This window comes from Chitinophaga sp. OAE865, assembly GCF_040546735.1.
In the GTDB taxonomy this organism is placed as follows: Bacteria; Bacteroidota; Bacteroidia; order Chitinophagales; family Chitinophagaceae; genus Chitinophaga; species Chitinophaga polysaccharea_A.
The window spans coordinates 6,975,324-7,000,277 of record NZ_JBEPOF010000001.1 but is presented as its reverse complement, the minus strand read 5'-3'; the positions used below and the strand labels follow the sequence as shown (position 1 = coordinate 7,000,277).

The following is a 24,954-nucleotide window of genomic DNA, read 5'->3' as shown; positions in this document are numbered from 1 at the left end:
AAGTATCCGCTTAAATCTCCCCAAATCCTTTAAGATCCAAAGTAATCAAATCAGCGTAATCAGCGTAATCAGTTTAATCCTGAGTCAGACAAACTCCGCGTCGCCGAAGGCGACCATTACGCGCTCAGCGCGGCGAAGTCCTCATCAGACAGATCGATGGCTCCGGCTTTGAGGTTTTCCTCAAGATGGGCAATGCTTTTGGTGCCTGGGATGAGGAGGATGTTGCCGGCACGTTTCAGCAGCCATGTCAGGGCGATCTGGGCGGTAGTGGCGTTGTGACGCGCAGCGATTTTCCTGATCTTTTCTTCCAGTGCCTGCGGACCGGAAGCCAGCGGGAACCAGGGAATAAATGCAATACCTTTTTCCACTGTGTAATCCAGTACAGATTCCCACTGGCGGTTGCCCAGGTTGTACAGGTTTTGTACAGATACAATGGGCAATATTTTTTCCGCCTGCTGAATTTGCTCTATGGTTACTTCAGAAAGCCCTACATGTTTGATCTTACCGGCTTTCATAGCCGCTACCACCGGCGCCAGGGTTTCTTCCACCGGTATGTTGGGATCAATGCGGTGCAACTGCCAGAGATCTATCACGTCTGTTTTCAGGAATTTAAGGCTGTTGTCAATGTCCTGGGCAATCCATTCCGGGCGGCCATCGGGCACCCACTGGTTGGGCCCGGGACGCTGGAACCCGCCTTTGGTAGCTATAATGAGGCCCTTTTTGTATGGATGCAGCGCATCGGCAATAAGGCGTTCGTTAAAACCAGGACCATATGCAGCGGCGGTGTCAATAAAGTTTACACCGGCATCTACCGCATGTTGTAATACCCTGATCGCGTTGGGGCGGTCGGCCGCTTCTCCGAAAACGCCGTTGCCGGTTAATTGCATGGCGCCGTAACCAACGCGGTTAACAGTGATGTCGCCACCTAAAGTAAAGGTGGATGTGGAGGATATTTGTGTTGTTTCCATGTTTTATAATTTGATGGATCAAAGGTAGGGCAAGCAGGATATCCGGAGTTGTGAAAATAACAGGAAGAGTTGTATAAATCAAAGAATGGGGACCGTTATCTTCCTTTTTCCTCCTTATCCGTCAACGCATGAATAAATGCAATAATGTCCTGTATCTCTGTATTGCTCAGGTTCAGCGGTGTGGGAGAAAGGGTTTGATACGGATCATTCATACCCAGCCCGTTGCCGCCTCCTGCATTATAGAATTCCATTACTTTTTCAAGATCCCGGAAAGCGCCGTTGTGCATATAAGGCGGGGTCATGGCAGTGTTGCGCACGGTAGGCGTTTTAAAGGCCCGCTGGTAATACGGGATGGGGAAAAACTCATACCTGCCGGCATCGGTATCGGGGGTTGGATGAAGGAGGTCGTCACTGGCAGTGATCCCGAGGTTTTCAAACTCGGTGAACTGGTAGAGGGGTGGTGTAAGCCCGTTGAACAAAGGTGCGAAATGGCAGGTGGCGCATTGCGCTTTGCCGGTAAATAAATTGAAGCCACGGATCTGTGCGGGTGTCATGGCGTTTTTGTTGCCGGCAAAGTATTCGTCCATAGCGCTGTTCATAGGCGCCAGGGTGCTAAGGTAAGCGGCGATGGCGGAAGCCAGGTGGGGCATGGTTACTGCCGCGCCGGTATCGCCGGGAAAAGCGTTGGCAAAAGCAGTACGGTAATAGGCGCTGTCATTTAACCGGTGGATGATCACTTCATGATCACCATCCATTTCCTGTGGATTACTGATCACGGTCAGTATTTGTTTGGCCAGTGTGCCGGCCCTGCCATCCCAGAATTGCGCGTATTGGAAAGCAGCATAGGTGAGCCCCGGTGCATTTCTTCTCACCGGGGTTTTATTATCCAGCGCCATGCTGGTACGGAGCCCGTCGCTGAAGTATAATTCCGGGCGGTGACAGGTAGCGCAGTTGCGCGTATTGTTACCGGAAAGCGCTTTTTCAAAGAATAGCTGCCGGCCCAGTAGTGTTTGATTTTCCGTATATACGGCGCCGTTAGTAAATGCTTTAAGGGCTATGGCATCTTTACTGAACAGGTGAGGGGCATTATAATTCAAGGCGCTGCGGGTATGGAGGTCCAGTTGCAGATCACGGATAAGCGCGCCCATGCTTTCCTGCAGCGGAAGGCCGCAGGTGGTAAGGAATTCCAGCCTGTTGAAATCGTCGAAGCCGGGATGCGCTTCCAGGTATTGTACACATTGATCCAGGTAACGGGCTACGGGAGAAGTAGTGCTGATCCAGGGCTTTAGCACTGCACGGATGGTGCGCATGGATTGTGCTGTTTCTGTGATGCCAGTTTTTAGTTCCGGTGCATCATAACCGGTAATACCACCAGCATACAGGCGTACCAGTTCAAGACGGATACTTTCCATAATGGCTTTGTCGCTGGTGTTGAACTGGTAAAGCAGTGAAGGCAGGTCGGCGGCAGCCGTGCGGATCACCAGCGCTTCTGTTGCCAGTTCTTTTTTCCAGGAGAAAGGATCTTTGTCAGACAGGAGTACGGCTATCTGCTGTAACCCTGATGGGGCCTGGTATTCCATGTAAGGCTCGTCTATCTCCGTTTTGGCGGGACGGTTATATACCATCGACGAAGAGAAGAAAAAGTAATCGAGGAAAAACTCTATCCGTTTATATTGCAGGCGGCATTTTTTCAAGGCTGTTTTTGCAGTGTTAATGCAGGCGGTATCATTTTTCTGAATAGCCTGTACCGCCTTTTCCAGCTCCAGGGAGGCTGCCGCAAAGCCGGCGGCGCCTTCCCTGAAAATGGCAATGGTATGAGCAACACCGCGGTCATCGGTGGAGGGCGTAAAGCTGTACGCAACCAGCAGCAGGCTGAATAACAGCCAGATGACCTTATTTCGATGCATCTGCTTTTACATTCTTCATCATGGTAAACTGGTCGCGGATCACGCCATCTGCGCAGATCCATTTCAGATCGAGGCGGTTGCCCTGTATTTCAAGGATGCTGGAGCCGCCATGATCGGCATCTGCAAAGTACATGGCATTGTGCGGGTAAACGGTTTGTTTACCTCCCAGCTTGCCGGCAGAGCCGCTCACTACGTATACAGTACCAATAGAATTTAGGCTGTTCTTGATATACGGCGCTGAATTCCTGCTGCCGTCGTTTCGGCCGGAGGAGTTGCTGACGTTGTGTTTGGCAGGATCAAAACTATTGGCGGGGCCATAATGACCGCTGATCATCCTGGATCTTTCATAATCGTGGCTATGCCCGTTCAGGACCAGGTCAACCCCGTTGCGTTCCAGTATACGGATAAAGTTCTCGCGGATATGTACCAGCTCATCTTCTTTGTCGGAATTATGAGAGCCCATCGTGTACGGCGGATGATGCCAGTAGGCAATTACCCAGCCTTTATTTTTATTGGCGGCCAGGTCTTTTTTTATCCAGGTAACCTGCGGGCCGGTGGTATCATACAGGCGGTAAGCGCTGTCTTCTTTGCCGTAGCTGTCGAGCGACAGGAAATGGATGTTCCCTATATCAAAAGAATAGAACGCAGCGGTATGGGAGGGTACTCCGCCGGACTCACCTTCCGAGGGCATGGAAAAGTTCTGGTAGTAGTTGGTTTGATGGGTTTGCTGCGCCATGGCGGCAGAGATATCGGTATCATGATAATCGTGGTTGCCCGGTGCGGGGAACAGGGGATATTTCTTCAGCAGGTCATCTTTATAAACATTAAAAAACTTGCTTTGATACTCCGCATCCGTACCGTCGGGATAAGCGTTGTCTCCCAGCAGCAGCCATGCGTTCAGGTAGTTATCGCCAATATATTTTATCAGCTGTTCCTTTACCAGTTGCTGGTTCGGAGAGCCGTCGCCGCAATCGCCTAATGCTGCAATGCGGTACAGGCCTTTTTTGCCGGCTTCAGGCAGGGTCATAAAGTAGTTGTCGGCGTTGCCCTGCAATACATCCCTGTAGCCACCAATGGAATAATAATAGCGGGTGTTGGGTTGCAGGTGGGTGAGCAGTATTTTATGCTCTGTTACCAGGCTGGCATCATCTGCCTGCTGATCCAGCTTATCCGGTGAAGTACCATATTTCACACGGCTGCGGGCAGAAACATCGGTACGCCAGCGGATCATCATTTGCTGTGTGCCGGCGGCCTGCAGGTAGGGCCCCCGGATCAGCTTTGCAGCGATAGGTGCTTTCTTAACGGCGGCATCCTGTGCCAGCGCCGGGTAAAAACCGGCAAACAGGCACAGGGATGCGAGAAGGATGGATTTCATATATGAGATACTATTTTTTTGTTGGCGCTGATTCCAGCTCTTTCCCGGCAATATCTTCCCAACGGTAATAATGGAAGGTGCGGTCATCACTCATCACTACAAATAATCCATGTTGAAAAGTATTATTCAGCGGCACGTTCACTATGTCGGAGCCGTCGCTGTGACCGGCGCTTACTTTCACCACTTTCAGCAGTTTATGGGGAATGCCTTCCCTGCTGAAGATATGAAATTTGTTGGCTCCCTGGTCGGAAACCAATATATAACCTTTGCCGGCGGATGTTTTATAAATGGAGATGCCTTCATGGTCTTCTGTAAAACCGGTAGTGCCGAAAACGGATAATTCCTCATTACCTTTTTCGGGGTCAGCATAATATTGCCTTACGCCATATTGCTCATCGGAATAATATACATAGCCGGCTTCATTATCAACTGCAATGGATTCAATTTCTTTTTTACCGCTGTAGTGGCCAAACTTGCGCACCAGCGTGGCTTTTATTTTTCCTGCGCCGTTGTCGGACAGGCGGTATTGCCACAGGTAGGTGCCATCCTGCGGACCGGTTTTACGGCCTGCAATCACGTATTGGTCCCCGCTTTTACTGGTGTATACAGCTACGCCCATAAGGTCGCGGAACTGTGTGCCGGTTTCTCCTTCAAATGCAGGGATACCGCCATCGTCGATGGGCTGCATATCCGGCAGGGAAAAAAAGCGGAGCTTATGCGTGATACGCTCGGTGGTAACGGCATAGTCTATACGTTTTCCGTTGAGGACCAAGCCATAGGCGATGTCTACGTTATTAGGGCGTTGCAGGTTGGGCACTACCTGTTTGATCTTCCCCTGGAGGTCAAACACATACAGGGCTCCCTCCGCCGATTTGTCGGTACCTATTACAAGGCTTTGGGAAGGGTCCTGCGGATTAACCCATATGGCCGGATCATCGGAATCGAACTTTACCTGTTCGGTGATCACCACGGGCCGGATGGCGGCAGTATCCGTATATGCCTGCCCGTTAGCAGGCGCGGATTGCTGTGCGCAGGCGGTAAAACACAGCAGTCCCGGAAGAACTGCTGTGGAAAATAATATATTACGTGTAGTCATTACTGTGAGATCGCTGTTTTAGTTTTTAGCACCAAAAGCGCCAATGAAGGAAGACGGAGCGGGAGAGGCATAGTTAATGCCGTTCAGCTCCAGGCCGTTGGGGAAGTTACGTGTAAAGGCAGTAGTACCGGCGCCCAGCGCAGGTGAACCGGCCAGTAAACGGAAATCCCAGCTGCTGTTGAAATCGGGATTATCCATGGGTGTATTCAATGGATAATTTACGAATTTCGGATCATTCTCGCCGGCTTTGGTGCCGATCACATCATGAGTGCCACTTAGAATATCCTTTGCAGGCTGGAACTGGTCTACCGTTACCTGGTTAAAGCCGTAATAAAGATTGTTACTTACAACAGAGCGTGCATCTTCTGCTTTTTTGGTATCTCTCTTGATGCCAAAACGCGCGTTGGCAAACAGGTTGTTGTGCAGCTCTGCAAATACGGTGGCTTCCAGCCAGATGGAACCGCCTTTTACTGTAGGTCTTCTCCAGCCGGTGTTGAGCATGGTATTATTATAGGCAATCACATGCGCCTGCGGACTGCGATCGCCCGAGTTGGATAATTTAAGAGCATTGGTATTGGTGGAGTAGAAGAGGTTGTAACTTACGTCCGCGATACAACCGGATTTAATGTTGATGCCTTCTCCGCCGGTGATACCGGTTGTATAAAATTTATTATTGGAGAAGATGATCTTACCGCCTTCAATATAGGTACAATCTTCATTAAAATACCTGATAATGGAATTGTTCACCACCAGTTTCCCATTTACATTGCTATACCATAAGGCAGGCACAGCTTCTCCGCTTACTGCTTTATACAGGCCCATTTTTACAGACGCGGATGATTCGGTGGTAACAGCGCCGCCGTATTCCAGGATGGTATTGTCGAGCAGGAGCTCTGCACATGATTGTGCTGCCAGGATACCGCCCCATTGCTTACCGAATTTACGGCTTTCGGTACGAAGGTTTTCTTCAATGGTAAACCGTACCGGTTGTTCAGGCGTTCCCATTGAATAGAGATTACCTTTTACGATCACTTCCGGTTTTACGAGCGTATCCATGATCACCAGCACACCTTCTTCAATCACCAGGGTTTTGCCTTCAGGAATTATGATATCGCCGGAAACCCGCTGTATACTGCCTTTGGGCCAGATGCCCCAAACGTCGCCATGCACATCGCCGGAACCAATGATGCCCTCGCTGAGATCTACATCGCTGTTTGCTTTTTTACAACCGCTGATGATGGTCAGGATCAATGCAGCGTAAAAGAGAATGTTTTTATATTTCATGAGATGAATATTTTAGAATGAGCTTATAATTTGTAGCGCAGGCCGAGCAGGTAGGTTTGTTTGTAATATTCTTTCCTGATCAGTGTTTCGCCTGCTTTACCCTGCCCGGGCATGTTGTCGTTTTCAGGGTTGGTACCTTTGATAAATATTTCAGCAGGCGTGTTCAGCAGGTTGCCTGCTTTGGCGAAGATGCTGAAGTTGTTTTTAAATCTTTTTTCTACAGAGATATCCATCTGTACAAATCCTTTCTGCCAGAGATCATTGTCGATGTACTGGGCAACGGTAACGATACGCGGCCCGGTGTAAGCGCCTGCCAGCTGCGCATCCCAGCCATGTTGTATATCCTTGTACAGGATAGAGAGGTTACCGATATGCTCTGATTGCCCGTACAGCGGGCGGGTTTGATCTACCGCAATGGTTTTGATGTCTCCCTTGTCGTCCCTGATCTTCAGGCTTTTGGAGGTAGTGATAGATGAATGTGTATAAGTATAGTTGGCCTTGAAGCCTATTTTGCTGAAAAATTTGATATAGTCTATTTCCAGGCCGTAGTTACGGGCGGTTCCAAAGTTACCGGCAGAATAGTACTGGTCCTGCGGACGGGTAGCATCAGCACGGATGGTATTTTCAATAGGATCCTGGATCCTTTTGTAAAATACGCCAAACAATAACTGGTCGGAGTGATTAGGGAACAGTTCATAGCGCAGGTCGAAGTTATCGGCGATGGCCCGTTTCAGGTCCGGGTTACCGCGTTCCTGGTAATCTTCCAGTACAATTTTGGAAGGCACAATTTCAAAGAAGCCCGGACGGTTCAGGGAACGGAAATAAGAGCCCCGTAAGTTCTGGTGTTCGGTTAATTCATACTTCAGGTTCAGGCTGGGCAATACATCGGTATATACCTGGCTGCCGGTGGGGCGGTCTTCCCCCTGAGGGAAAAACATATGATAGCCCTGGTTGGTATGTTCTACGCGTACGCCGCCGGTTACTTCCAGTTCTGATACTTTAAATCTGAACATGCCATACCCGGCGCTTGTTTTTTCGGATGCGTCGTAGGTAAGCGGGTTGCCTACTGCACCGCCAGGGTTCTGGATATCCCATACAATATCTGTATAGCTGGTAAAGTCCTTGCCATACAATGCATTTACATTGGCAGGCCGGAACGTATAGTTATTATAGAAGCTGCTGCGCTGTTTGTCGCGGTACAAACCACCTGCGGAGAAGTCTACCTTCGTACCGGCAATCCTCGCGGTATAGGTAAGGTCTATATAGCCTGCAATGTCGTCGTCGGTGTTACGTTCCCAGCGGCGGCTGCTTCCATCGATCGTAGTGTGCGTTTCCTGGAAGTTGTTGCGCACTCCGTTTAAGGAGATACTGGTATTATCCGGTACTTCATTTTTAGCAGAAGAGAATACGGCAGACCATTGCAATTTTAATTTGCCCGGAACGATATGATGATCGCCATGCAGGGTGGAATTATAGATCTGCTGCGTGGTTTTCCTGGAACGGCTTTCATAGGTAAGTTGTGCATTACCGGCTACAGGATTAAAAATACCATCGGATAAGTTGGTAGTAATGCCTTCGCGGGTCTGGTAGCTTTGCAGGTTCATGTAGGCATTGTAGAGCGACAGCTTATTGTTTTCATTGAACACGTAGTCGATTTTCCCGTGAATACCGCTGCGTTGCTGTTGCTCGCTGTATTGCCTGTTTTGCATGCTGGTGAGCACCGCGTACCTGCCGGTATCCATATCATTTTTGTAGAAGGTGCTGGTAGTACCTCGATAGTTATTCTGGAAGCTGCCCGCCAGGATCACGCCCAGTTTGTTATGCAGGAAACGCTGGCCTATGGATAATCCCGCCACCAGGTTGGGGGCAAAGTTCTTGTTTTTATAATCCAGGGTACCGGTGGCAAAATCTGCCGGGGTAGCCTTGAAGTTTTTGCCATTGGCTTCATACGGTGATTTGGACTGAATGCCGCCCGCATCGAAGGAGGTAAAGCCCTTGTCCAGTACCATCTGGCTGTAACCGGTAGCTACATTGGCGTTGAGGGAAAACCTGCCGGGGGCATCTTTCATTACCATATTCACTACGCCGCCTACGGCATCGCCTTCCATGTTAGGCGTTAATGATTTGTATACCTCAAGGCGGTCCAGCAGTTCGGATGGAAAAATGTCCAGTGGTACATAACGGAATTTATTATCCGGGCTGGGGATCTTCACCCCGTTGATGAGGGTGTAATTATATCTTTTATCCATCCCGCGGAGAATAGCGTATTGTCCGTCGCCATTGCTGCTGCGTTCTATGGAAATGCCGGAAACGCGCTGGATCACGTTGGCCACGGTGAGGTCCGGCGATACTTCTATGGCCTGTCCTGATACTACGTTCATTACCTGTACGGACTTCTGTTCCAATTTGCGGGCGGTACTTTCGGAGGAGGCTTTGGTGCCGCCGGCAATCACCACTTCACTCAGGTTTTTGCTGCTGCGCTCACTGAGGTAGATATTGAGGGCGGGATTATCACTTTCCTGTACGGTAACTTCTTTTGTTAATGTCTTGTAGGTAAGGTGGGAAATGTGCAGGGTAAATTTTCCCGCTGTGATCTTTTTAAATTCGAAGGATCCGTCAAGGCCGGTAAGGGCTACCAGTTTGGTTTGGTCCAGTACAACGGTGACGCCTACCAGTGGTTCGCCCGTTTTCTGGTCATACACGTGCCCTTTCAGACTGCCGGCGCTGGCAAATGCGGCGCCCAGCAGCAAACATAAAAGCGTTGTTAAAAGTGTCTTCATCTTTTGGTGAATTTGATACCGTTTGACTTTGTGTCGAATGGCATTGCAAATGTGTGCTGCTGTGAAAAAAAATGCAAAGAAGCAGCGTAAGCAAAACGTAAACAGCGTTAACAGCACCGTAAACAAAGCGTGATCAGCGTATACAAACAGGATGTAAGTTGTTGGTAATTAATTGATTGGTTGTAACAGGAAACGCCATTACCATTATGTTACGGCAATATTACCGGAACGTTATGCATTAGAGGCTTTGTACAAAAGTGTTGAGCGTATCGCCTTCCGGGATGTTTAGTTTCTTCCGTAAACGGTATCTTGCCACACGTAAACTATCAGGTGAAATACCAAGAATGGTGGCCATATCTTTTGAGTCCATATTCATTTTATGGAGCGCCAGTAATTTGATGTCGTTGTTGGTAAGATCACTGTATAATGCATTGAGTTTATCGAAGAACACCTGGTGCACCTGCTCAAAGATGCCGGTGAATTCTTTCCATTGTTTTTCGTGATTCACATTCTGGTTTATTTTCAATACCAGTTGCTGCAGTTGTTTTTTCTGATCCCGTTTATCTTCCTGCACCATTTCGGAAAGGGTATTACGCAGTTCATCGAGGAACTGGTTCCGCTGGATCACATCCAGTGTATGGGTAGCCAGTTGCCTGCTTTTCAGTTCCAGCTGGTCTTTTTGTACGCGGTTTATTTCCGCATTCCGTTCAGATACGGTTTGTGCCTGGCTGATCTTGAGTTTCTGACGGGAAATGGTGAGCAGGCAGAGAATTACCAGCAGCACTACCACAATCACTACCGCGGTATAAATAATGCGGTTTATTTTATGACTGTTTTCAAGCTGGAGGATCTCGTCATTCTTTTTATTGGTATCGTACAGGATCTGCAGGAAATTCATCTGCTGGTTGTTTTGGGCGGAGTAGATATCGAGCAGGCATTTGCGGCTGTATTCCATATAATAATAGGCGCTGTCATTCCGGCCCTGCAGATGGAAGGCCTTGGCAATGTCTTTACAGGCAGCGGCTTCCTGGTATTTATTATTGGTTTGTTGTGCAATGGCCAGTGCTTCTCTTGAATAGGGCATACTGTTTTTGATATCGCCGGTTTTACGCAGCACGTCTCCTATATTATTGAGCACTTCTATGGCGGCTATCCGTTCATGGCGCACTTCATAAAACCGGAGCGCGGTGCGGAAGCAGGAGAGGGCGGTATCGTATTTTGCAAGGTCTTCGTAAATAGTGCCGAGGTTTTCGTAGATGCCGGCTATGCCCAGGGTATCGCGGGCGCCTTCGTATTGTGTCAGGGCCAGCGTCTGGAAGTAACGGGCGCTGTCGTATTGCTGTTGCTTTTCGTAGTAGTGCCCTATGTTGCCGTAAGTGGCTGCCATACCGGCCGGATCGTTTACCTGCCGGTAAAGCGCAAGGGCTTTATCGTACTGCATTTTAGCGCCGGGCTTATTGATATTGCGGTAATACAGCTGGCCCATATCATTGTGCACGGCGGCTTCCGCTGCTTTATGGCCGTTACTGGTAAACAGGGTAGCGGCCTGCTGGTAATACTCCAGTGATTTGGCATAGTGGCCCAGGGTGAAGCAGATCCTGCCCATCTGGCGCAGGCACTTGCCGGCGGTAGCCTCATCTTTGTTGGCGATAGCCGTATCGTGCATTTTGCGAAGGGCGAGGAAAGCGGCATCCGGCAATTCCTGGCTAAGCTTCCCGGCGGCGGCCAGCTGCATTTCCAGCGAGTCCTGCGCTGTTGTGTTCATTACCTGGAAAACGGTTAAGCAGAGTACTAAGAACTGGAAAAAACGTTTCATTTTTAATAACAGCACCTGTTAATTAAGCATAATCAATCCGCAAAGAATGTTTTTTAGTGTTAACTGTATGTTACCAGATTGCCTGCCGCCGGTATAAAAATGCTTGCTTACCGATACTATTTTATATATTATTGTGTCGCCGGTTACATTTTATGACCCATAAATTAGTTCCAGTTAAATATTGATTATGAAAAAGAGATTTTTAGTTACCATGCTGCTGGCTGGCGGATGCTTCGCTGCCAACGCCCAGGAAAAAGCAAAGCCTGAAGATACAGAAGTGTACACCCCGGTGCCGCCTGAAGTGAAGCCCGGAAAGAAATGTGGGGATGCTCCTTCGGATGCCATCATCCTGTTCGACGGTACCAACCTGGATCAGTGGGTAATGACCGACGACCGGGAGAAACCTGCGGAATGGCTGGTGAGTAAAGGAGTGCTCACTGTAAATAAGAAAGCAGGAAATATTGAAACGAAGAAAGCTTTTAAAAATTACCAGCTGCATATTGAATGGCGTGTTCCTGCCAATATCACCGGTACCGGCCAGGGCCGGGGCAACAGCGGCGTTTTCCTGGCGTCTATAGGTAAAGGCGATGCCGGCTACGAATTACAGGTGCTGGATTCCTATAATAATAAAACATATACTAACGGACAGGCCGGAAGTATTTATAAGCAGTCGGTGCCATTGGCCAACCCTACCCTGAAACCGGGGGAATGGAATACCTATGATGTAATCTGGACAGCGCCCGTATTTGGTGCAGACGGGGCATTGGTATCTCCTGCAAAAGTAACCGTTACCTTTAACGGCGTAGTGGTGCAGAATGGCTTTGAGCTGAAAGGCCCTACCCAGTACATTGGCCAGGCAGCTTACCGCCAGGCGCATGGTGCAAGCCCCATCAAGCTCCAGGCACACGGTGATAAGAGTGAACCTTTGAGTTTCCGCAATATCTGGGTAAGAGAGTTACAATAATAAAAACGAATTTCCTGGAAGGGCCGCCGGTAATGGCGGCCCTTTTTTATTTATTTTTCCCGCTGTTCCATCATTTTCTTTACTTTTAATACAACGACGTTATGTAAAACAATTCCACTTTACGCGGTTTCATGGAGCAGGTACACATTGAAAAGAAATTGTTGCTAAAGGCTGCGGCAGGCCATGAGGAGTCATTTACGCAGCTGTTTTTCCTATACAGGCATAAATTGTACAGCTTTCTTTTGCGGTTAACGGAATCCCCGGAAATGACAGAAGATGTGATACAGGATGTATTCCTGAAATTGTGGAAAAACCGGGAGCAATTAGCGGACGTTGAACAGTTTGGTGGGTATATCTACCGGATGGCGCAGCACCACGTGCTAAATGCATTCCGGCGGATGGCAAAGGAAGCCCTGATCATGGCCGAGCTGACCCGGACCACCGAAGCCGCATCGGCGGATGCAGGGGAACAGTTACGTATCCGCGAGGTACGGGAAAAGCTGCAATACGCGCTGGATCATCTGCCACCAAAACAAAAACTCGTGTACACCCTGAGCCGGGAGCAGGGGCTGAAACACGAAGAAATTGCCCGGCAGCTTAATATATCCCCCTCTACCGTCAATAATCATATGATTGCCGCGCTGCGCAGCATACGCCAGCAGCTGGGGCCACATTTGCAATCTATTACAGGCGCTTCCTGCCTGCTGCTGGTGGTGGATAGTTTCCTGTAAAAAATATTTTCCCTCCCACTAGTTATATCCTTTGGCCCATGTGTCTATAATAGTACAGCTTCCTGTATAAAGTAAAAACCGCATGATTTCAGCAAGGATCAACTACCTGGCAACACGCTACTTCGATAATACCTGTACACCGGCAGAAAAGCTGGAACTGGCAGAATGGATCTGCAGGCAAACGGATGATGCCGTGCTGCAGCAGGTATTGGGCGATGCCTGGGAGTCGCATGTACCGTTGATACAGATGCCTGATGAAATGTCGGATCGTATTGTAGCAGGCATGTTTGGCCGCACAACGGGAACGGTTGCTGTAACCGGAACATCCGGAGCAGAGGTGGTTCCTATGCGCAACCGCCGCAAAATATGGTGGGCAGCTGCAGGTCTGTTTCTAATGGGGGGCATTGGCATGTGGGCCTGGCAGCACCAGCCAGCGCCGGCGCCTGTGGCGGAAAGCAGGCAACAGCGTTACAAAAATGAAGTAATGCCCGGCAGTAACCGCGCTATACTCACCCTGGCCGATGGCAGTACAATTGCGCTTGACAGCGCCGGCAACGGCCTGCTGGGCCGGCAGGGTGCAGTAAAAATCATCAAGCAGGCAAATGGTGAACTGGCTTATATAGGCAACGGCAACAGCGAAGCCATGTACAATACCATGAGCACCCCACGGGGCGGGCAATATCACCTCACTTTGCCGGATGGCACACAGGTATGGCTCAATGCTGCTTCTTCCATCACATATCCTGCTGCATTTACCGGCAAGGAAAGAAAAGTAACCGTAAAAGGGGAGGCCTATTTCGAAGTAACCCCCAATGCCCATATGCCTTTCCGGGTAGCTGCAGGGAACACGGAAATAACGGTGCTGGGCACACGCTTTAACGTAAATGCCTATACGGAGGAACCAGCCATACGCACCACCCTGGTGGATGGCGCGGTGAGCGTGGCTGTGGGGGAAATTAGTATGATGCTCCGCCCGCGGATGCAGGCGAGAGTAGGAAAGGATAATGTATTACACGTTACTGAAAATATAGATACCGATGAAACCATCGCCTGGAAAAACGGCTTCTTCCAGTTTACCGATGCAGATATGCCAACTGTAATGCGGCAAATAGAAAAATGGTACGACGTCAATGTTTCCTATGAAGGGGCTATTCCTGAAAAGAGCTTTGGCGGCGGTATACAGCGTTCCTTACCTCTAACCAAAGTGCTGGGAATACTGGAAGAAAATGGGGTGAAATTTAAGATAGAAGGGAAAAAAATTATTGTTTTAAAATAAAACCACGTTACTGATTCACTGCTAAAATGAACACTAATTCCACTGTATAAACTCCTGTAGTTTATAGTTATTGATTGTTATGCAAAACAAAGCCGGAAACGCTGATAACATTTCCGGCGGCGTCTGGATAACATAAACAAAAAATCGGCGAAGACTCCTTATTCATTCAACCAAACACTGCAAATGTATGCAAATTAATTGTATCGCTCTTTGCAGCCGGACTACTGCTGCCATTACCCCGTGGGCTATTTCCCCGGCTGGCAGCAAAACTTCCCGGCATCGCACGCTATGCTCAACCAAAATGCTGTTAGCTATGAAGTTAACGATCCTGTTCACCTTACTACTACTGAACGTAAGCGCCACCAGCCTTTCACAAACAGTTAGTTTTTCGGGTAAGTCTGTGTCACTGAAATCCGTTTTTGCCGCTATCCAGAAGCAAACGGGATACGTTGTGTTTTATGATAACCAGCTGCTGAAAAGCAGCAGGCCGGTAACGCTTTCCGTGGAAGATGCGCCGCTGGAGGTTTTATTGAAAGCTGCGCTGAAAGACCAGGGGATGACCTTTACGATCCTCGACAGAACCATCGCGATCAGAAAGCAGGAACTGCTGACATTGCCCCCCATCCTGAAGCTGCTGGTACCCGGGTGGACAGTCACCGGCCGCGTTACCGACGAATCCAATACACCATTGCCCGGTGTTACCGTATTGCAGAAAGGTACCAGCAACGCTACCGTTACCAACGAAGCAGGAGAGTTCCGGCTCGCCAATGTGAACGATGGCGCCGTGATCGTTTTTTCGTACATAGGATTCAATAAGGAAGAAGTGACGGTAAACCGCCAGTATAACCTGAATATCCGCCTCAGCAAAGCCGCCAACACTGCGCTGGACGAACTGGTGGTAGTTGGTTACGGTACCATGAAGAAAAGTGATCTTACCGGCGCCGTATCCACCGTAAAAGGCGATGCCCTTGCCGCCCGTAAAACCACCCAGGTATCGCAGGCATTGCAGGGCGCGGTTCCGGGTGTAATGGTAACCCGCACCAATAACGCACCGGGCGCCACTGCGCAGATCCGCGTGAGAGGGATTACCACTATTACAGATGCAGGCGCTACACCGCTCATCATCCTCGACGGCGTACCTGTAGATGACATCAACTCCATCAACCCAAATGATATCGATAATATTTCGGTGCTGAAAGATGCGGCGTCTGCCTCCATTTACGGCTCCCGCGCTGCTGCCGGCGTAATCCTGGTAACCACCAAGCGCGCCAAAAACGGGCAGCTGGATCTGAACTATACCTACGAATATGGTGCGGAAAAACCGACCAAACTGCCGGATTATGCCAATGCCGTACGTTATATGCAACTCACCAATGAGCTGCGCTGGAATGATAACGGCAATAACGCCAACGAATATCCTACCTATACCAAAGATATTGTGGATAACTACGCATCACTCCATGCAGAAAATCCTGACCAATACCCCAACACCGACTGGAGAGGTTTGATCCTTAATAACAGCGCTCCGCGCGAGAGCCATGCGCTCAGTATTTCCGGCGCCGGTAAAGCCCTGCGCTCCAGGGTTTCGCTGGTGTACGATAAAGTAGGCGCACTGTACGACGACCGCTCCTACGACCGACTTACTACCCGCATCAACAATGACATCACTATCAATAAATACCTCACCGCCAGTGTGGATGTGAACTATAAACGCACCATCGTTAAACAACCTACCATTGACCCGATGTATAAAATGGGCATCATGCCACCTATTTATGCGGCTATGTGGTCGGACGGGCGCATCGGCGCTGGAAAAGATGGCGCCAATATTTATGTGCAAACCAAATATGGCGGGTTCGATAACGACTGGTTTAACCAGCTGGGAGGAAAAGTAGGGCTCGACTTCACTCCAATAGAAGGATTGAAGATCTCCGGCGTGGTAGCGCCTTTCCTTAACTTTGATAAAGGCAAACGCTTCACCCGCAAAGTACCTTATACTTCTTTCAATAATCCTAATGCCATTTCAGGTTATATCGAAGGCCTGACGGAAACCAAGCTGGAAGAAGGACGCAACGACAGCTACCGTTACACTACCCAGTTCATCGTCAATTACAATAAACAGATCAAAGATCACAGCTTCAGCCTCATGGGCGGCTATGAGTATTTTAAGGCATTCAATGAAGACCTGGGCGCTTCCCGCGGCCAGTATGCCCTCACCAACTATCCTTACCTGAACCTGGGCCCGCTGGAGTTTCGTGACAACAGCGGCAGCGCTTATGAAAATGCCTACCGCTCCTGGTTCGGAAGGATTACATACAGCTATAAAGACAGGTACCTGTTCCAGGGGAATATCCGCTATGACGCCTCTTCCCGTTTCGCAGCAGGTTACCGCTGGGGCTCATTTCCCTCATTTTCTGCCGGCTGGGTGATATCAGAAGAGAAGTTTATGAAGTCAACCGCTCCCTGGCTATCCTTTGCAAAGCTGCGTGCTTCCTGGGGCTCATTGGGTAATGAACGTATCGGTAATTACCCCTACCAGGCATTGCTGCGGTTTGAAAATAATTCCCTGTTCTATAAAGGCAATACCGCGGTATCTGCACAATCTGCCGCACAATGGCAATACGCCATCCGCGATATCTCCTGGGAAACCACGCATTCCTGGGATCTGGGGGCAGACCTGGACTTCCTGGATAACCGGCTGCGCTTTACCGGCGATTATTTTAAGAAAACCACCAATGATATCCTGCTGGAACTGGAAATTCCCGATTATATAGGTTTCGATAACCCTTACCAGAATACCGGTAAAATGTATACCACCGGCTGGGAAGCACAGGTAGGATGGAGTGATCGCATCGGTGATTTCCGTTATAGCGTATCTGTGAATGTATCCGATTTCGTATCAAAAATGGGCGACCTGGGCGGAACACAGTTTATTGGCGATTCCATTAAAAGACAAGGCAGCGAATTTAACGAATGGTACGGATACGTATCCGATGGCATTTATCAAACCCAGGAGGAAGTGGATAAATCAGCCAAACTCAACGCCAACGTGAAGCCAGGCGATATCCGCTACCGGGATATCAGCGGCCCCGATGGCGTACCTGATGGTAAAATATCACCTGAATACGACCGTGTACTGCTGGGAGGCTCACTGCCCCGCTACCAGTACGGTATTAGCCTGAACGGCGGATTCCGCAACTGGGATTTTGGTATCGTATTCCAGGGCGTAGGCAAACAAAACTCCCGCCTCACCACCGATATGGTACGGCCGCTCCTTGAAAACTTCGGCAACTTCCCGGCCATACTGGATGGCAACTCCTGGAGCAAATACAATACACCCGAACAGAACAAAGCCGCCAGGTTCCCGCGCTATACCAATACTTCCGCGGGTAATAACTACGCTATGTCCGACTTCTGGCTGATCAACGGGGCCTATTTCCGCCTGAAAAATATCAGTATAGGCTATTCCATGCCTAACGACTGGGTAAAGCGGATCCATATACAAGGTGTTCGTATATACGGTAGCGTTAGCGACCTGTTGTCGGTGCACAACTTCCCGAAAGGATGGGACCCCGAACAACCAAGATTAGGTTATCCTATCACCACCAGTTATGTTATTGGCGCATCAGTTAAATTCTAAAATTCCATGAACATGAAACAACTTACGCTTATAGCCGGTATTATACTTTTCAGCGCCTGTGGCAGCCTGGATCTTAATCCGCTGTCAGACGGCTCCAGTGAAACCTGGAATTCCAATGCGGAAGAAATAGAAATGTCGCTCAACGGATTGTATAAAAATAATTTTTGGATGAAGGACAGCGACGACTGGACCGACGACTGGGTATACCGCGATGTTACTACCCCTGTTACCGGCGCTACCATCAATGGTGAAACAGATTTTGTGAAAAGCTGGTGGACAGATACCTATAAAGCCGTAGCCCGCGCTAACAATATCCTGCAAAGCATCTCAAGGGCAGATAAGGTATTGTCGGCCGACCAGATCGCCAGGTATACCGGTGAAGCAAGATTTGTAAGAGCGTGTATGTATTCCCGTTTGTTGTCGCACTACGGTAATATTATTTATACGGATTCCATGCTCGACATTGAACAAGCATTACAGCTGAAACAAACAGACAAAGCTACTGTACTGAAAAAGATCTATGAAGACTTTGACTTTGCCGCTGATATCCTGAAGCCAACCTATAGCACATCAGAATTAAAACGTGCCACCAAAGGCGCTGCACTGGCCATGAAAGCACGTATTGCCCTGTATATGGGCGATTGGGCCGTGGCCCGCGATGCAGCCAAAGCCTGTATGGACCTGGATGTGTATAAGCTGCACGATAATTTTGGTAACCTGTTCCTCCCGAAAACAAAGAACTCCGTGGAAACTGTTTTTGGCTTACCAAGATCAGTTACATTGAAAGTTACTTTCGACGACTGCCAGAATTATGTGTCGCGTAATGCCGGTGGCTGGGCTGCCAAGGATCCGTCGTGGGACCTGTTCTGTAGTTTTTTATGTAAAGACGGATTACCGGTAGATGAATCACCTTTATTCAATCCCCGCCGTCCGTTCGATAACCGCGATCCCCGCTGTGCCGCCACCATCGTTGAGTTCCAGACGCCGCACCTTGGATACATCTTCCAGCCGCACCCGGATTCCGTGAAGGTACTGTCTGTAGCAGAGAATAAATATGTGGAGAATAAAGACACCCGCTCCGTTGCGCAGTATGCATCCTTTAACGGGCTGTTGTGGAAGAAAGGAGTGGATGGCGACTGGCTCCTCAACTCCTGGAAGATAGAACCTGATAATATCATTATCCGTTTTGCTGATGTACTGCTTATCTATGCAGAAGCAAAAACAGAACTGGGTGAAACTGATCAGACCGTGCGCGATGCCATCAACAAAGTGAGGGCGCGGGCATACGGTACCGTATATACGAATACGGCTGCCTATCCTGCAGTAACTGCTACCGATCAGGCTGCGCTGCGTAAAATTATCCGTACGGAAAGAAGAATGGAATTTGCCATGGAAGGCATCCGTTATATGGATATCATCCGCTGGAAGCTGGCAGAGAAAGTGCTGAATAAAGCCAACTATGGTTTACTGGAGCCTGCGGATTTACGTACAAAAATAGTGCAGCCGGGATTGTGGTTCTTCCCGCAAACCCCCGCGGTTGATGAAGATGGTATTGCTGACTTTACGGCGATGTATAACGCGGGCCTGGTAAAGCAGATCACTGTGCGCAAGTTCGACGCCACCCGCCAGTACCTGTGGCCCATTCCCTCAACAGAAGTACTCACCAGTCATTTAACCCAGAATCCAAACTATTAAGCGATAGCATGAAACAAAGGAATTATCTGGCAGCAGCACTGGTTACAATTGGTATGATGGGCGCTGCCTGCAGAAGTGAGAAAGCAACCGCACCACGTTCGTTCAGCGGCATTTACCCGCAGCTTGCCATGTATAACAGGGAAGGCGAATGCGGCACAGGGGCTGTAGTACCCTGGGCCGGAAAACTTTGGGTGATTACGTATGGTCCCCATCTGCCTTTCGGATCGTCAGACAAATTATATGAAATTACACCGGACCTGAAACAGGTGGTAAGGAAAGAAAGCATAGGCGGCACACCGGCCAATCGCATGATTCACCCGGAAAGTCACCAGTTATTCATAGGCCCTTACGCCATAGGTGAAAACGGGGACGTGCGTGTAATACCCTACACTGCCATGCCCGGCCGGCATACAGGAAATGCGCGCCACCTTACCGATCCTGCCGGAAAAATTTATTACGGCACTATGGAAGAAGGTTTTTATGAAGTAGATGTAAAAACCCTTCAGCCCACTTTATTATATGAAGATGGAAATGTAAAGAACAGGAAAGGTGCAGATACTACCGCCAACACAGCTTCCGCCTTATTGCCGGGAGCGCATGGTAAAGGCCTGTACTCCGGCCAGGGGGTACTGATCTATTCCAACAATGGAGAGCCCGGGCCTAAAGCGCTTACACAGTTTGATATTGAAGCGGGATCATTATCGGAGTGGAATGGAAAAGACTGGAAAGTAGTGCGCCGGAATCAGTTTACGGAAATCACCGGCCCGGGGGGCATCTCCGGAAATAAAAACCCGGCCACTGATCCTATATGGGCTACCGGGTGGGATCATAAATCTGTGTTACTCGGCTTGCGCGACCAGGGGAAATGGAGCTTTTTCCGGTTGCCCAAAGGCAGTCATAGCTACGATGGCGCGCACGGCTGGAATACAGAATGGCCGCGTATCCGCGATGTAGGCACTGAAAATAACCCGGATTACCTCATGACCATGCACGGCATGTTCTGGCATTTCCCAGGCACTTTCTCTACCGGGCATACTGCGGGTATCCGTCCCCGTAGTGCCTACCTGAAAGTGATCGGCGACTTTACCCGCTGGCAGAACCAGCTGGTATTTGGCTGCGACGATGCTGCCCAGAAGGAATTTCTCAATAAGCGCACCGCTAAAGGAAGCATTGAAGGCCCTGGCCAATCCAATTCCAACCTCTGGTTCACTTCCCTGCAGCAGCCGGATGCACTGGGACCCAATACCGCTGAAGGCGCCGTATGGCTCAATGAAACAGTAGCGGCATCACAACCATCGGAACCCTTTCTTTTTGCCGGCTGGCCCCACCGCAGCGCACGGATCACGCATAACGGCAAACAACCTGTAGAATTCACTTTCGAAACAGATAAGGGCGATGGCAACTGGAGCGTGGCGCAAAAGGTAACCGTATTACCTGGTAAAACCGGCGATATTGTTTTTCCTGAAAATATGCACGGAGAATGGATCCGTATTACTGCCGCACAACAGGTGGTGGCCACAGCGCATTTCTCCTACGCAGGCAGCGATACCCGCAAAACTGCGCCAGCTGCTATTTTCAACGGTCTGAGCAAAGTAACGGACGTCAACTCCAACGGCGGTTTATTATATGGCCTGGGCAACGATCGCCGCGCACTTGGCATACTGGCACAATCCTATAAAAACGCGGATGCCACTGTGGAAGGCTATTATGAGCTGGATGGCGATATGCGCCTCGTGAAAAAAGAAGATCCTGCCACAGCGGATTTTATCCGGCAGAAATTTGCCATCCCTCAACAGGCCGTGACCATTGAGCCCGGCAGCGTGCTGATTGTAGACGACAAAGGCCGCAGGTGGCGGCTGCCCCTGGGCGATGACGCCTTTACAGGGCTTACAGGCAAAGCCGCCTTGCGCATTTGCCGCGAGGTATCTACCGAAAGGGACCTGTTTAACTGCATGGGCACTTTTTACGAGCTACCTGCGGAGAATGCAGACGGGTATGCAAAAATAAGACCCGTGGCGTCGCACCCTTTCCGGATCAACGATTACGCTGCTTACCGCGGCATGCTGGTAATGACGGGCATTGTGCCGGAAACAAAAGCCGGGGCACATATCATTGTATCGGACGATAAAAAAGCTATGGTATGGGCAGGCGCTATTGATGACCTCTGGCAGCTGGGCCGGCCTACAGGACATGGGGGACCATGGAAAGATGCGGCCGTGGAAGCCGGTAAGCCTTCAGATCCTTATCTCACCGGATTTTATTCACAACGGCAGTTGCAGCTATCACATAATGCCGGTACGCCGGTTGAATTCATCATTGATATAGACCCTGTAGGCACCGGCGCCTGGATGAACTATAAAACCGTAACAGTAGGGCCGGGCGAAACGTTTAAGTGGCAGTTCCCCGATGGCTTTGAATCACGCTGGATCCGTTTCACCGTCAATAAAAACTGCCGTGCCACTGCATGGCTGGACTATAAATAAACAGCGAACATGAAATACGCAGTGGCTTGTTTACTGATATGGTGTTGGCAGGTAACCAACGGGATGGCTTTTGTTGCCGATACCGGCGCCGTGAAAGACGTGCTGGGTAACGGGGCATTATTGCCGCCGGCGGCCACGTATAAAACCTATCGCGTGAGCGATACGGCGGCTTACGAGCTACAGCTGGCGCTGGACCAGGATAACAGGCCACTGTATTACTATCGCCATATCTTTACACCGGTTTGTTATACGGGAGAATGTAAACCGGTATACATCAATCTTTACTGGGACCTGCTGGGCAATTATATCCGCTATGATCTGCCTGCAGGGGAAGTGCTGACCAAGCTGGATCACAAAGAATTTAAACCGGAAGATTACGCAAAATTGCAGGAGATATTGCTGAAGCCTAATTCATTGCTCGCAGATCTGGCCATTACCGACCTTATTGTACCCGGAACAGAAAACCTTACCGACTCAGTGGATGCCCATACCGGCGCCACCCTGAAAACAATTAAGAATGAAGTGATCTCCGGAGCGGTGTATACCTGTTATACGTTATGGCACATGGCACACGGACCGGTAACAGATGAAATAATGCGTATCACAGATACGTATATCAACCCCGCATTGCTGCATCGCTTTTTGAGTTCAGGGAATTATGCATACCAGTATAAGGCGCTGGAACGGGTAATGGATAAAAGCGGGAAAATAAAGCCCGGTTTTGAAGACGATATCCGCGCACTGATTAATGGTAAGAATATTTTTATTGCACGGCATACATTGCAACAGGTACATCCCGGTTTTATTACCGGCGCCAAAGCACAGGCATGGTTATGGGATACGTATAGCCGTAGCAGTTATCCATTGCAGCTAACAGTACTGCGGAAGTTATCCACTGTGCCGCTGAGCGATGCCATGGCAAAACATCTTGTAACAGCCTGCATTAGCGCTAATGAAGAACAGTTCCGCCTGATAATAACTGCCTTGCAGGCAACGCCGGGGCTGCCGGAAACTGTTATGCAGCAGCTGGCGGCCCAGCTGAAAAGTCCCGATACCGGCAAAGCGGCTGCTATCCATGCTTTCCTGTTACAGCACCAACCGGTAAATCATACTATAAAAACAATGATCTATGAATATGAACAAACGCATCCTTCAGCTGAAAAATAGCTGGTTGCCCTTGTTGCTGCTATGCGTATGCACACAATGGCTGCAGGCGCAGCAGCGGATATTTGTGGAAACAGAATCCTTTGCAGAAAAAGGAGGCTGGGTAATTGACCAGCAGTCGTTTCCCGTTATCGGTTCTTCCTACCTGATGGCCCATGGTATGGGCCGGCCCGTGAAAGACGCCGTTACCACTGTTAATTTCCCGGAGAAAGGCACGTATCATGTATGGGTGCGTACCAAAGACTGGGCGCCTTTCCCGAAAGGACCGGGGAAGTTCAGGCTGGTGGTGAATGACACACCGGTTAAAACAGTGTTTGGCGAAAGCGGCAATGATAAATGGAAATGGTACGATGGAGGCGAGATCACACTTCCTGCCGGCCCCGCGAAAATAGCATTGCATGACCTTACCGGTTTTAACGGCCGTTGTGATGCACTGATGTTTACCACCGGTAAATTTACCCCGCCCGATGATGCGGCTGCGCTGGGCGCATTGCGTCGTGAACTGTTGCATTTAACGGCTGCGCCTAAAGAAGCAGGGCCTTTCGATCTGGTAGTAGTAGGCGGTGGTATTGCCGGCACCTGCGCTGCTATTTCCGCTTCCCGCATGGGGTTGAAGGTAGCGCTAATACAGGACAGGCCTGTGCTGGGTGGAAACAACAGTTCAGAAATACGTGTGCACCTGAAGGGCGATATCGACAAAAATTATTATCCCAAGCTGGGCCGCATTGTAAGGGAAATGGATAACGGCGATCCCGGTAACGGTAATCCCGATGCCCAGGAATATGGCGATGCCCGGAAGATTGAGATCGTTAAGGCAGAAAAAAATCTCACCCTGTTTCTCAATACCCATGTATTCAAAGCAGAAAAAGAGAAAGACCGTATCATAGCAGTTACAGGCCGCGATATTGCCACCAGCCAGGAAACGCGTTTTACGGGTACTTATTTCTCTGATTGTACCGGCGATGGCACCCTGGGATACCTGGCCGGCGCGGCTTTCAGGATGGGACGGGAAAGTAAGGCAGAAACAGGCGAATCGCTGGCAGCCGAGAAACCCGACAGCTTTACGCTGGGTACCTCCAACCTTTGGGCATCCCTGCCAACGGATACCATAACCAGCTTCCCTGCTACGCCATGGGCGCTGCAGTTTTCAGACGAATACCATATTGACGCATCTAAAGCCGACTGGGAATGGGAAACCGGGTTTGGTAACTTCAACACTATCACCGAGGCGGAGCAGATCCGCGATCATAACCTGCGGGCCATTTATGGCAACTGGTCGTATCTTAAGAACAGTAAACCCGAAAAATACGGGAAGCAGCAGCTGGCGTGGGTTGCCTATATCGGCGGTAAGCGGGAGTCCCGGCGGCTTATCGGGGATCATATCCTAACGCAAATGGATATCCAGGAAGGTAAAATGTATCCGGATGGCGCAGTAACCGCTACCTGGACTATTGATTTGCATTTCCCGGATCCTGTTAATAAAAAATATTTTGAAGGACAGGAATTTTTTGCCGGCACCAAACATATCAGAGTAGCACCGTACACTATTCCGTACCGTTGTCTTTATTCAAAAAATATCAGCAACCTGTTCATGGCAGGAAGGAATATCAGCACTACGCACGTAGCTTTTGGAAGTACCCGTGTGATGCGTACCTGCGGTATGATGGGAGAAGTGGTAGGCTTTGCTGCCTATGTGGCTAATAAGTATCACGGCAGCCCGAGGAGCGTATACACCGATCACCTGGATGAATTAATGAACCTGCTTAAAAATTAAA

Annotated in this window: 15 protein-coding genes; 8 read left to right on the top strand and 7 right to left on the bottom strand. The window is 49.6% G+C overall.

Annotated elements, in window-relative coordinates:
- Window positions 1–116 precede the first annotated feature (116 nt).
- The 7 genes from ABIE50_RS27915 to ABIE50_RS27885 form a co-directional block, all read right to left on the bottom strand.
- On the bottom strand, window positions 117–968 hold the full coding sequence (locus tag ABIE50_RS27915; protein ID WP_209866414.1) for an aldo/keto reductase: 852 nt from the start codon (window positions 966–968) through the stop codon (window positions 117–119).
- Between the two features lie 95 nt (window positions 969–1,063).
- Window positions 1,064–2,875 carry a cytochrome-c peroxidase gene (locus ABIE50_RS27910; protein ID WP_209866411.1) on the bottom strand — a complete coding sequence of 604 codons (1,812 nt, stop codon included), beginning with the start codon at window positions 2,873–2,875 and terminating at the stop codon, window positions 1,064–1,066.
- Window positions 2,862–4,250 carry a purple acid phosphatase family protein gene (locus ABIE50_RS27905; protein ID WP_354028203.1) on the bottom strand — a complete coding sequence of 463 codons (1,389 nt, stop codon included), beginning with the start codon at window positions 4,248–4,250 and terminating at the stop codon, window positions 2,862–2,864. Before ABIE50_RS27905 ends, ABIE50_RS27910 begins: the two co-directional genes overlap by 14 nt.
- 10 nt (window positions 4,251–4,260) lie before the next feature.
- Window positions 4,261–5,346 (bottom strand): phytase, encoded by a 1,086-nt coding sequence (locus ABIE50_RS27900; RefSeq protein ID WP_209866408.1) that lies wholly within the window; start codon window positions 5,344–5,346, stop codon window positions 4,261–4,263.
- Between the two features lie 18 nt (window positions 5,347–5,364).
- Window positions 5,365–6,630: a hypothetical protein gene (locus ABIE50_RS27895; protein WP_209866405.1), complete on the bottom strand. Its 1,266-nt coding sequence runs from the start codon at window positions 6,628–6,630 to the stop codon at window positions 5,365–5,367.
- Between the two features lie 23 nt (window positions 6,631–6,653).
- Window positions 6,654–9,410 carry a TonB-dependent receptor gene (locus ABIE50_RS27890; RefSeq protein WP_209866402.1) on the bottom strand — a complete coding sequence of 919 codons (2,757 nt, stop codon included), beginning with the start codon at window positions 9,408–9,410 and terminating at the stop codon, window positions 6,654–6,656.
- A 238-nt stretch (window positions 9,411–9,648) separates the two neighbouring features.
- Window positions 9,649–11,226 (bottom strand): tetratricopeptide repeat protein, encoded by a 1,578-nt coding sequence (locus tag ABIE50_RS27885; protein ID WP_209866399.1) that lies wholly within the window; start codon window positions 11,224–11,226, stop codon window positions 9,649–9,651.
- A 187-nt stretch (window positions 11,227–11,413) separates the two neighbouring features.
- Here ABIE50_RS27885 and ABIE50_RS27880 point away from each other — a divergent pair, with 187 nt between their 5' ends.
- The 8 genes from ABIE50_RS27880 (at window position 11,414) to ABIE50_RS27845 (ending at window position 24,953) form a co-directional block, all read left to right on the top strand.
- A complete protein-coding gene (locus ABIE50_RS27880) occupies window positions 11,414–12,190 on the top strand; it encodes a 3-keto-disaccharide hydrolase (RefSeq protein ID WP_209866397.1) in 777 nt (258 codons plus the stop codon).
- Between the two features lie 131 nt (window positions 12,191–12,321).
- Window positions 12,322–12,921, top strand: a complete 600-nt coding sequence (locus ABIE50_RS27875; protein ID WP_209866394.1) for an RNA polymerase sigma factor — start codon at window positions 12,322–12,324, stop codon at window positions 12,919–12,921.
- An 82-nt stretch (window positions 12,922–13,003) separates the two neighbouring features.
- On the top strand, window positions 13,004–14,197 hold the full coding sequence (locus ABIE50_RS27870) for a FecR family protein (RefSeq protein ID WP_209866390.1): 1,194 nt from the start codon (window positions 13,004–13,006) through the stop codon (window positions 14,195–14,197).
- A gap of 313 nt (window positions 14,198–14,510) precedes the next feature.
- Window positions 14,511–17,837, top strand: coding sequence for a TonB-dependent receptor (locus ABIE50_RS27865; protein WP_209866388.1), 3,327 nt, complete (start codon window positions 14,511–14,513; stop codon window positions 17,835–17,837).
- Window positions 17,838–17,849: 12 nt separating this feature from the next.
- Complete coding sequence (locus ABIE50_RS27860; RefSeq protein ID WP_209866384.1) at window positions 17,850–19,532, top strand: RagB/SusD family nutrient uptake outer membrane protein; 1,683 nt, start codon at window positions 17,850–17,852, stop codon at window positions 19,530–19,532.
- Between the two features lie 8 nt (window positions 19,533–19,540).
- Window positions 19,541–22,015, top strand: coding sequence for a hypothetical protein (locus ABIE50_RS27855; RefSeq protein WP_209866381.1), 2,475 nt, complete (start codon window positions 19,541–19,543; stop codon window positions 22,013–22,015).
- 9 nt (window positions 22,016–22,024) lie between these two features.
- Window positions 22,025–23,182, top strand: coding sequence for a hypothetical protein (locus tag ABIE50_RS27850; protein ID WP_209866378.1), 1,158 nt, complete (start codon window positions 22,025–22,027; stop codon window positions 23,180–23,182).
- Window positions 23,145–24,953, top strand: coding sequence for an FAD-dependent oxidoreductase (locus tag ABIE50_RS27845; RefSeq protein ID WP_209866376.1), 1,809 nt, complete (start codon window positions 23,145–23,147; stop codon window positions 24,951–24,953). Before ABIE50_RS27850 ends, ABIE50_RS27845 begins: the two co-directional genes overlap by 38 nt.
- The last annotated feature ends 1 nt before the right edge of the window (window position 24,954 follow it).

What these genes read in the sequence shown, in the direction of transcription:
- ABIE50_RS27870 (WP_209866390.1), top strand. Translation starts at nt 13,004, where the DNA reads ATGATTTCAGCAAGGATCAACTACCTGGCAACACGCTACTTCGATAAT.
- ABIE50_RS27900 (WP_209866408.1), bottom strand. Translation starts at nt 5,346, where the DNA reads ATGACTACACGTAATATATTATTTTCCACAGCAGTTCTTCCGGGACTG.
- ABIE50_RS27855 (WP_209866381.1), top strand. Translation starts at nt 19,541, where the DNA reads ATGAAACAAAGGAATTATCTGGCAGCAGCACTGGTTACAATTGGTATG.
- ABIE50_RS27875 (WP_209866394.1), top strand. Translation starts at nt 12,322, where the DNA reads ATGGAGCAGGTACACATTGAAAAGAAATTGTTGCTAAAGGCTGCGGCA.
- ABIE50_RS27895 (WP_209866405.1), bottom strand. Translation starts at nt 6,630, where the DNA reads ATGAAATATAAAAACATTCTCTTTTACGCTGCATTGATCCTGACCATC.
- ABIE50_RS27890 (WP_209866402.1), bottom strand. Translation starts at nt 9,410, where the DNA reads ATGAAGACACTTTTAACAACGCTTTTATGTTTGCTGCTGGGCGCCGCA.
- ABIE50_RS27910 (WP_209866411.1), bottom strand. Translation starts at nt 2,875, where the DNA reads ATGCATCGAAATAAGGTCATCTGGCTGTTATTCAGCCTGCTGCTGGTT.
- ABIE50_RS27880 (WP_209866397.1), top strand. Translation starts at nt 11,414, where the DNA reads ATGAAAAAGAGATTTTTAGTTACCATGCTGCTGGCTGGCGGATGCTTC.
- ABIE50_RS27850 (WP_209866378.1), top strand. Translation starts at nt 22,025, where the DNA reads ATGAAATACGCAGTGGCTTGTTTACTGATATGGTGTTGGCAGGTAACC.
- ABIE50_RS27915 (WP_209866414.1), bottom strand. Translation starts at nt 968, where the DNA reads ATGGAAACAACACAAATATCCTCCACATCCACCTTTACTTTAGGTGGC.
- ABIE50_RS27865 (WP_209866388.1), top strand. Translation starts at nt 14,511, where the DNA reads ATGAAGTTAACGATCCTGTTCACCTTACTACTACTGAACGTAAGCGCC.
- ABIE50_RS27885 (WP_209866399.1), bottom strand. Translation starts at nt 11,226, where the DNA reads ATGAAACGTTTTTTCCAGTTCTTAGTACTCTGCTTAACCGTTTTCCAG.
- ABIE50_RS27845 (WP_209866376.1), top strand. Translation starts at nt 23,145, where the DNA reads ATGAATATGAACAAACGCATCCTTCAGCTGAAAAATAGCTGGTTGCCC.
- ABIE50_RS27860 (WP_209866384.1), top strand. Translation starts at nt 17,850, where the DNA reads ATGAAACAACTTACGCTTATAGCCGGTATTATACTTTTCAGCGCCTGT.
- ABIE50_RS27905 (WP_354028203.1), bottom strand. Translation starts at nt 4,250, where the DNA reads ATGAAATCCATCCTTCTCGCATCCCTGTGCCTGTTTGCCGGTTTTTAC.